The 8,499-nt window shown below is 46.2% G+C and carries 6 protein-coding genes; 5 read left to right on the forward strand and 1 reads right to left on the reverse strand.

Annotated elements, in window-relative coordinates; genetic code table 11:
* Positions 1-15 precede the first annotated feature (15 nt).
* The 4 genes from ACXAH1_RS22700 (at position 16) to ACXAH1_RS22715 (ending at position 7,633) form a co-directional block, all read left to right on the forward strand.
* Positions 16-1,236 carry an ABC transporter substrate-binding protein gene (locus ACXAH1_RS22700; protein WP_475199871.1) on the forward strand — a complete coding sequence of 407 codons (1,221 nt, stop codon included), beginning with the start codon at positions 16-18 and terminating at the stop codon, positions 1,234-1,236.
* Positions 1,233-4,556, forward strand: a complete 3,324-nt coding sequence (locus ACXAH1_RS22705) for a response regulator (protein ID WP_475199873.1) — start codon at positions 1,233-1,235, stop codon at positions 4,554-4,556. The genes ACXAH1_RS22700 and ACXAH1_RS22705 overlap by 4 nt, the downstream gene beginning before the upstream one ends.
* 142 nt (positions 4,557-4,698) lie before the next feature.
* Positions 4,699-5,391, forward strand: a complete 693-nt coding sequence (locus ACXAH1_RS22710) for a hypothetical protein (protein WP_475199875.1) — start codon at positions 4,699-4,701, stop codon at positions 5,389-5,391.
* A 70-nt stretch (positions 5,392-5,461) separates the two neighbouring features.
* Positions 5,462-7,633 carry an exonuclease domain-containing protein gene (locus tag ACXAH1_RS22715; protein WP_475199876.1) on the forward strand — a complete coding sequence of 724 codons (2,172 nt, stop codon included), beginning with the start codon at positions 5,462-5,464 and terminating at the stop codon, positions 7,631-7,633.
* Between the two features lie 106 nt (positions 7,634-7,739).
* Here the strand turns inward: ACXAH1_RS22715 and ACXAH1_RS22720 are convergent, their stop codons facing one another.
* Complete coding sequence (locus ACXAH1_RS22720; RefSeq protein WP_054013308.1) at positions 7,740-7,949, reverse strand: hypothetical protein; 210 nt, start codon at positions 7,947-7,949, stop codon at positions 7,740-7,742.
* A 59-nt stretch (positions 7,950-8,008) separates the two neighbouring features.
* Here ACXAH1_RS22720 and ACXAH1_RS22725 point away from each other — a divergent pair, with 59 nt between their 5' ends.
* Positions 8,009-8,407: a DUF1294 domain-containing protein gene (locus ACXAH1_RS22725; protein ID WP_475199878.1), complete on the forward strand. Its 399-nt coding sequence runs from the start codon at positions 8,009-8,011 to the stop codon at positions 8,405-8,407.
* Positions 8,408-8,499 lie beyond the last annotated feature (92 nt).

Below are 8,499 nucleotides of genomic sequence, written 5' to 3' on the forward strand. Positions count from 1 at the left end.
GTACTTAACGCGCTTATGAATATGAAACGGACGCTGCTTGCTGTTTTTCTTTTCATTGTAACTTTCAGTGTGCTGGCCACTGCCGCCGAGCGGCCTGTGCTGTATATATATCACGACTCTGATTATAGCAGTCATAGCGAGTCGGCCGAAGCCATGAAAATGGGCTTTAATAGCGCGTTAAGTGAGCGTAATTTTGAGGTTCAGGGATTTCGGCTGCAGCTCCTTGAAAAGGACCACAGAGGCAACAGTAATCGCAGTTTACTGACCATGCGACGCTTTTTGCAAGATGAACGTGCTTTACTGGTGTTAGGTGGGTTACATTCGCCGCCTTATATAAAACATCGCGAGTTTATTAATCAACAGGGCATTCTACTCTTAGTACCCTGGGCAGCCGGTGGACCGGTAACACGTTACCCGGATGCTAACAATTGGGTGTTCAGGTTGTCTATTGATGACACCAAAGCCGGGTTGAGGCTGGTGGAATTCGCCAGACAAAAACAGTGTCGTTCGCCGCATATGCTACTAGAGCGCACGCCCTGGGGGAAATCAAATTATCAGACTATAACTCAGGCACTCGACGAGCCTGAGGCCCCCGTGACCTGGTTCAACTGGAATATGAAAATGAATGCCACCAAAATCATGCTACGAGAGATTGTCAGTAATGGGCATGACTGCGTGATTTTTGTGGGGAATGCACTGGAGGGCAAACAGTTGGTAAAGGCGGTTGGACAGGCGCCTGACACTCAGCGCCCTGCGATTATCAGTCACTGGGGCATAACGGGTGGTAACTTTTTCGCTCAGGTGGCTGATGAGTTGCGTGCCGGAATAGATTTACACTTTTTGCAAAGTTGTTTCTCATTTCAGCAACGGCCACATGCTGAATTTGTAGCCCGGGTGTGGCAACAGTTAACAACCGCTTACCCAGAAAAAATCGTTGATGGACAATTTATACAGTCTCCGGCCGGTTTTATCCATGGTTATGACTTGGGTCGACTGTTTTTGGCTTCGCTCGATCAAATCTCTCTGAGCGGCAACGTAAAACAAGACAGAGCCGCATTGCGTCGTGCACTTGAAAACCTCAAGCAACCAGTCCAGGGGTTGATCAAAGTCTACAAGCAACCGTTTTCGCCCTGGTCAGAGTCGCAACCCGATGCCCATGAAGCTCTGGGTCTGGAAGACATATGTATGGCCAGTTATAAAGCTGATGGCAGTATCAAGGTGCTAAAAAATCAATGAATAACAACGCTGAGAAGTCGCTATTTAAAATGAGCTCCGACAAGGCATTCTACGCATTTTTGTTGTGTAGCCTGATATTGTCCGTTTCTCTGAGCCTTGTGATGTTGAGTAACCACGCAGATACTGCCATTCGTCAGGTACAAACGGAAGTGCGTCAGACCGAGGCGCGTTTGGGCGTTAGCAACCTCGGTCAGTTTTTGCGTACCCGTCTGGTACTGCTCAAAGATCTGGCGCAATACCCGGTTTTGGCCAATGGGGTTATGGGCTCAGATATTTCCCGTGCTTCTTTGTCTGATTTCCTGGGGGAATATCGGATCCTCGGGAAAAAGGAACCGCTGTCCCTGTACAATGTCCTTGGCGAGCCGGTTTATCGCAGTGGTCAGGTGTCATTGGTACCTGGCGAAGAAGACGACTGGCTGGAATTGCTGTTGGATGGGCGATTATCGCATGCAGTGATTTTACAGCGTAATGCTCAGTTGTTTAGTTTTGTTATCGCGGTGCCTATAGAGTACAACGGATTTACTGAGGGCGTGTTAGTTGCTGAATTTGATGCTGATTTGGCTAACCTTCTGGCAATGGATCTGAGTAATCAGGCTCTGGCGGTCGAATTGTCCGGACAGTGGGTCGATCACAGTAATGCTGCTCCAAATGCGGAGTACGTTGTATTGCACAACACACAGATGCCTGGCACGGATATTCATGTCAGCCTGATGATAAGTCAGTCAACCATAGATGATAGTGTCTTTGCTTTTATTGTTGAGCTTGGCCAGGCAATTTTTATCGGTCTGTCATTGTCCTTTTTGTTGCTGCTGTTTTTTGGTCGTCAATTGCTCCTTAATCCATTTAAACGTTTGCAAACTTCTGAGCAAAGGATTAAAAAAAGCGAAGAGCGCTTCAAGCTGGCCATTGAAGGGAGCCATGACGGAATTTGGGATTGGGATATCGAAAGCGGAGATGTATTCTACTCGCCAAGATACAGAGAATTGCTGGGCTATAATCCATCTGATCATAAGGGGTTTCCTGACCGTTTTGAAGTGCTTGAACATCACTTACATCCAAAAGACAGAAGTGCGACGTTTTCTGCACTACAAGACCATTTGAATGGTAAAGGTGGGTTCGACGTAGAGTTTCGTTTGCGTACCCGACAAAACGATTACCGCTATTTTCGTTCAAAGGGCCTTGCCCTGCGTAATGAGTCAGGAAAAGCTATCCGCATGTCTGGCTCTCTCACTGACATTACAGATCAGAAAATGTACCAGGAAGCATTAAGCCAGGCAAAGGAACACAACGACCTGCTGGCATATGCAATAGAATCGTGTGATGTTGGCATTATCATTTCAGATGCCAAAGTACATGGGTTGCCGCTGACCTTCATTAACAGTGCCTTTACAACTATTACGGGTTATGGCGAAGAAGTATTGGGGACCAACTGTAAGTTTCTGCAGGGCAAGGATACGGCACAGGAAGCGGTGGACAGTATGGTTGAGGCCATTAACAACCGTAAAGCACATCGTACTGTGATCCTTAATTATACGAAGCTGGGCAAATCTTTTTGGAACAATCTACATATTGCGCCCGTAAGTAATGACCGGGGAGAGTTGGTTGCTTATGTCGGCATTATACAGGATATCTCTGAGGAAATAGCCCAAGAGAGAGCATTGGCAGATGCCAAAAGTCAGGCTGAGCAGGCAAGTCGGGCGAAAAGCGAATTCCTGGCATCAATGAGCCATGAGATACGTACTCCAATGAATGGGGTCCTTGGTATGCTTAATCTATTGCTGAGCAACGAATTGGATGAGCAACAAACGCACCGGGTTAAACTGGCCATGAGTAGCGCAAACTCACTCCTTAATCTGATCAATGACATACTGGACTTTTCAAAAGTCGATGCCGGAAAGCTGGAGCTTGAGATGCTCGACTTTGATTTACGAGGTATGTTTGAAGACTTTGCCGAGTCAGCAGCTTTGCAAGCACAGTGTAAAGGGCTTGAGCTCGTGCTGGATACACTGGACATTGAACAAAGCATGGCTAAAGGTGATCCAAGCCGGATCAGGCAAATTCTCGCCAACCTGGTAGGTAATGCAATTAAATTTACAGAGCAAGGTGAAGTCATTATTCAGGGCAAGCTGACCGAATTAGATAATAATGGCCTGTGCCTGGAGTGTGCCATCACAGATACCGGGATTGGCATCCCAAAAGCGAAAAGTGCAACTCTATTCGACTCTTTTTCTCAGGTTGACTCGTCAACAACGCGCAAATATGGCGGGACAGGCCTTGGTCTTGCGATTGTCAGAAAGCTGTGCCAGCTAATGGGAGGCGATGTCTGGGTTGAGAGTGTTGAGGGAGAAGGGAGCACGTTTAAGTTTCGGGTGTTGCTGGAGAAAAGCGCCCAGTCAAAGCAGATACTACCCGATCTGGATATGTCCAAGCTTGAGTTATTGGTGGTAGATGACAACCAGACCAATCGCACTGTTCTTGGGCAGCAGTTGCGGCATTGGGGCGCACAAGTCTTTGAATCTTCATCTGGTATAGCTGCATTGGCTGAGTGCGAGAAACGATTTCATGACGGACAGCGTAAAATGTTTGATATTGCGTTGCTGGATATGCAGATGCCCAATATGGATGGTGCACAGTTGGGCAAAACCATCAAAGAGGACAAGCGCTTTAAAGGAGTCAAGCTTATTATGATGACCTCAATCGGTCATCAGGGCGATGCGTCTTATTTCGCAGACTTAGGGTTCTCTGGGTACTTTCCTAAGCCTGCAACGACAGAAGATCTGTTCAATGCCCTGTCTGTGGTTGCAGATGACGGAGAGGCATTGGCAAATGCCAAACCGCTGGTAACTACGCATTACCTTAAGAGTATGAAAGATCCCCATCAGGATACGACAAGGGTGAAGTGGGCGCCAAAACCGCGTATCTTGTTGGCCGAGGATAATCAGGTCAATCAGATAGTAACGGTAAGCATGTTGCAGAAGCTGGACATTGAGTATGTTGATGTTGTGAGTGATGGTAACGAGGCACTACGCAACCTGAGAGAATATCAACATTCGGAGGGGTATTCACTGGTATTGATGGATTGTCAGATGCCAGAAATGGACGGTTTTCATGCGACCAAAGCCATTCGAAAAGGGCAGGCGGGTAAGTCAAATATGGATATTACCATAGTGGCACTTACGGCCAATGCCATGGTTGGCGATGAGAAAAAATGCCTTGAAGCCGGTATGAATGATTATCTGAGCAAACCAGTATCCATTGAGGCGCTGCTGAGCTGCCTGAAAAAGCACCTAAGCTATGAGCAGATCGTAGTCGAAGAATAATAAAAATATGCGGCCCATTGCCGCATTTGAGAGAGTAAACAAGGCTACGCTGAAGCCTTGATAATTTAATGACATAGCTCAAGCAAATGCGACAACCAGAACATAATGCTAATTGGGTTGACTATATACTGTTGGACTATTAATGAAGAGATTTAAAATATATACCTTTGCTTTGATTGCATTTTTAATGCTTCCCTTTGGTTACTTTCAAAAAGAAGCAATTGTTTGCGAACTGATCGGTGCTTCTCAATTTGATGAAGTGTCGCCAAACCTATATGTTGATCAAAGTATGAGTCATCTGCAGCAAGTTAACCTCGTCAATACTATTGAGGCTGCCGTAACAAGAGTTACCGATACCTATGGTGCACCAGCTTCAAACCCCAGAATTATTGCCACTGCTGATGCGAAATATGCAAAGTTTGGATTCAACCCGACAGGCATGCAGAGGTCCGGTTTTTTTAGAGAATGTATATTTCTAGGTCCGAAGGGCCTGAATACGGACGTTGTTGCCCATGAGCTTGTTCATGCCGAGGTCAGGCACCGAACAAATTTGATGGCTGAACTGACTCAAATACCAGCCTGGTTCATCGAAGGAACAGGGATCCGGGTAGACCATAGAGTACCATTTCTATTAGAAAACATAGATGTGACAAATGAGGATGTTACTAAGATTAAGTCGGTATTTTATCTCCGTGACTTCCCTAACACTCATGTCAAATACTATCAGGCTTCGTTCATAGCTGTTAAACCGATGAACCCAAAGAAGATGTACAGCGGCCTGGAAAGGTTGAATAATGGAGAGCAGTTTGAGGATGTTTTCAGCGAGCTGTTATAGTTGTTATCTGGATTTGAACTGCTCAACGTAGTAAAGGGTCCACGCCGTTATTATTCAGCGTAGAGTGTGTATGTTAAAAGCGTTACCAGAGAAGTATTATCTCTCCCACTTTCATGAATTGCAGGGATTTGTTTCAAAAACCAGCTTTCATCTTCTTACTTTATCACAGCAGGCTCTGTTCACTGAACTTGGGTCTCTTGATGAAGAGTGCCTGTGTTTATTGTTGCGTATTATCAATCGCAAACGTGTGTATGTCACCAGAGCACAGCTAAACTACGCAGAAATTAAGGACACAGATGCTGCCCTGAATGAGCTGCGTAGTAAAGGGCTGGTTCAAACAGCGCAAGATAAGGATGCTGATGTACTATTGGGGGAGTTGACTAAGGAGCAGTTACAGTCCATAGCGTCTGAGCTGATAGCGTCAGGCAAAGTGTCTTCCACACCCCCAACAAAATCTGCAAAAAAAGCACTATGGAATGAATTTGTTTACGCCCAATGCACTCACGTTGCGCTGGCAGATACCTCGGTATTTCGTGCTCACTTGTCAGCGCCAGTCAAAGCAGACTTTGAATACTGGTTGTTTTTATTCTTTGGTAAACTGGGCGGCACTTTGCAGCAGTTCTCGTTGCGCGATCTGGGTGTAATGCAAACACGTCAGGGCGTATCAACGGGTAATGCACACTTTTCCGAGTTGGCTGAGGCGCAAAGTGCCTATTTTTATGTTAGTCAAAGTAAACTCCTGAATAATCTGAGCTTAGACGACAAAGTGTTGCTAGCAACACGGATCTATCAAGAACAAGTACCAGCTGCAGAGGGACCGATGGCACAAACTAAGCGTGATGATTTGACGCATAAGCTGGCTTGTCAGTTGGACCGGGAAGAACCAGCACTTGCGACGGTGATGCTGAAGATCAGCAACCACCCAAAGGCACAGGAGAAGTATATTCGTGCTCTGTACGCAGCTGGGGACCATGATGCTTGCCTGACTCAGCTTGAAGAGGTGCTGGCTTGCCCACAAAACGAAGAGTTATTGATATTTGCCGAAGATTTTTCAGCGCTGAAATTCACCACCAAGCGTACCTCTGTATTGACAGACATGCTACGTCAAAGCGGCTCTCCTATCGCACTGGACGAAGCCTATGTTGGTTATCCTGAAATGGGGGCAATTGCCTGGTATCACCGCCAGGGTAGTAAAGCCTATCATGGAGAAAACCAGTTCTGGCGCATGCTATTTGTTTTGGTTTTTTGGCCAGCGCTTTACGAATCGACAACCGGTGCACCCAGCAATGAATTTGATTTAACGCCACGGAGCCTGAAATATAATCAATTTTATGAAGTACATAGCGATCATATTGAACAGATCCTTGGAAAAATTACAGATAATCAAAGTTTATTCGACTGGCTGCTGCGTCAGGCCAGTGCACATTTCGGTAAACCGAATCGATTGGTCTTCTGGCACAGGTCTACACTGGACCTGTTATTCATGGTGGCTCGGTTAATTCCCGTCACGGCCCTAAAAACACACCTGGTCGCCATGTGTAAAGATTTTAAAATGCTTAAAGATGGCTATCCTGACCTGGTATGCATTCATGGTAGCGATGTGTCATTTGTTGAGATAAAAGCTCCAGGAGATAGTCTTAGGCGTAATCAGCTGGTGACAATTAGGCGTCTGATTGAATCGGGTTTTAAGGTCGACATTCAGCAAGTGTGTTGGCAGATTGCACCACAACAGGCTTATGTTGTAATTGATGTGGAAACCACAGGAGGCAAAAAGGAGTTTGATCGTATTACAGAAATAGCGATGGTCAGGGTCGTTGATGGCAAAGTGGTAAAACGCTGGCAAAGCCTCATCAACCCAATGCGGCGGATCCCTAAATACATCACAGAGCTAACCGGCATTAGCAACGAAATGGTGGCGAATGCGCCCCTCTTTTCTGACGTTGCTCAGCAAGTCGAAGACTTTATGCAGGATGCCATTTTTGTCGCGCATAATGTCAACTTTGATATGGGGTTTGTTAAAGCTGAATTTGCCCGAATTGATCAAGTTTTTCAAAAGCCAAAACTATGTACCGTGCAGCTGGGCAGAAAATGGTTGCCAGGTTTGAAATCTTATGCACTAAACAAGGTCTGTGCAGAGCTGGGAATTACGTTGACTCAGCACCACAGAGCGATGGCTGACGCAGAGGCCACGGCACAGTTATTTATATTGATCAATGAAGTCAGACTGGAAAATCAAAAATAATGGCTCGATGAGCAGGCATTATGTGAGTGAGCTGTTAGTTCAACAGGGGCGATATGCGTGTTTTGTTTGTCGCCCGGTTCAAACGAGCGACAAAGACTAAATGTGATTAGTCACAGTTGTACCAGCGGTTTGTGAAAACACAATCACGGCCGTTGTAGCATGAGATCACACCAGTCTGACAATCATTTCGATTAGTTGGTGCGCAATCAAGGTAAGAAGGTTCATAACCGCCGCCTACATTAGGCGTTGCCTTGGCATTCAGCTGTTGGTTTGAAGATAAGGTTTTTAGTTTTTTCTTGTTTAGTGTAAATTTCATTTTCATTTCCTTTGTGATTTACAATTGCCTGAATAGGCCGTACCGAAAATAACAAATAAATGGCGAAAGTCAAAGGTCAGTATCAAAAATACTTAGTCAACACTTTACTCGATGTACTGTGGATATTGTCCGCCGTGCTACTTACATTTGTGCTCTTTCCGTGCCTGATTGCAGCCGCAATACCTGACTGGTCAATTGTTGCTTATCTGCTGCTAACCAGTGCCATTGTATTTGGTGTTTATGCAAAAGATAAAAAGTTATCAAAGCAAGGGACAGAGCGGATCTCTGAGCGACAGTTACTCTTGGTATCTGCCTTCTCATTGCATATTTCAACCCTGTTCTGTATGCAAATTGTAAAGCATAAAACCGCTAAACTATCATTCCTTTTAAAGCTTCTGATGCTCTTGTTCATTCAGGTTGTTGGGTTGCTAAGTATGCTAATACGGCTGTACATGTAGCGGGGGGGGGGGGGGGGGGGGGGGGGGGGGGGGGGGGGGGGGGGGGGGGGGGGGGGGGGGGGGGGGGGGGGGGGGGGGGGGGGGGGGGGGGG

The organism is Pseudoalteromonas sp. AWH4_217 (genome assembly GCF_056161105.1).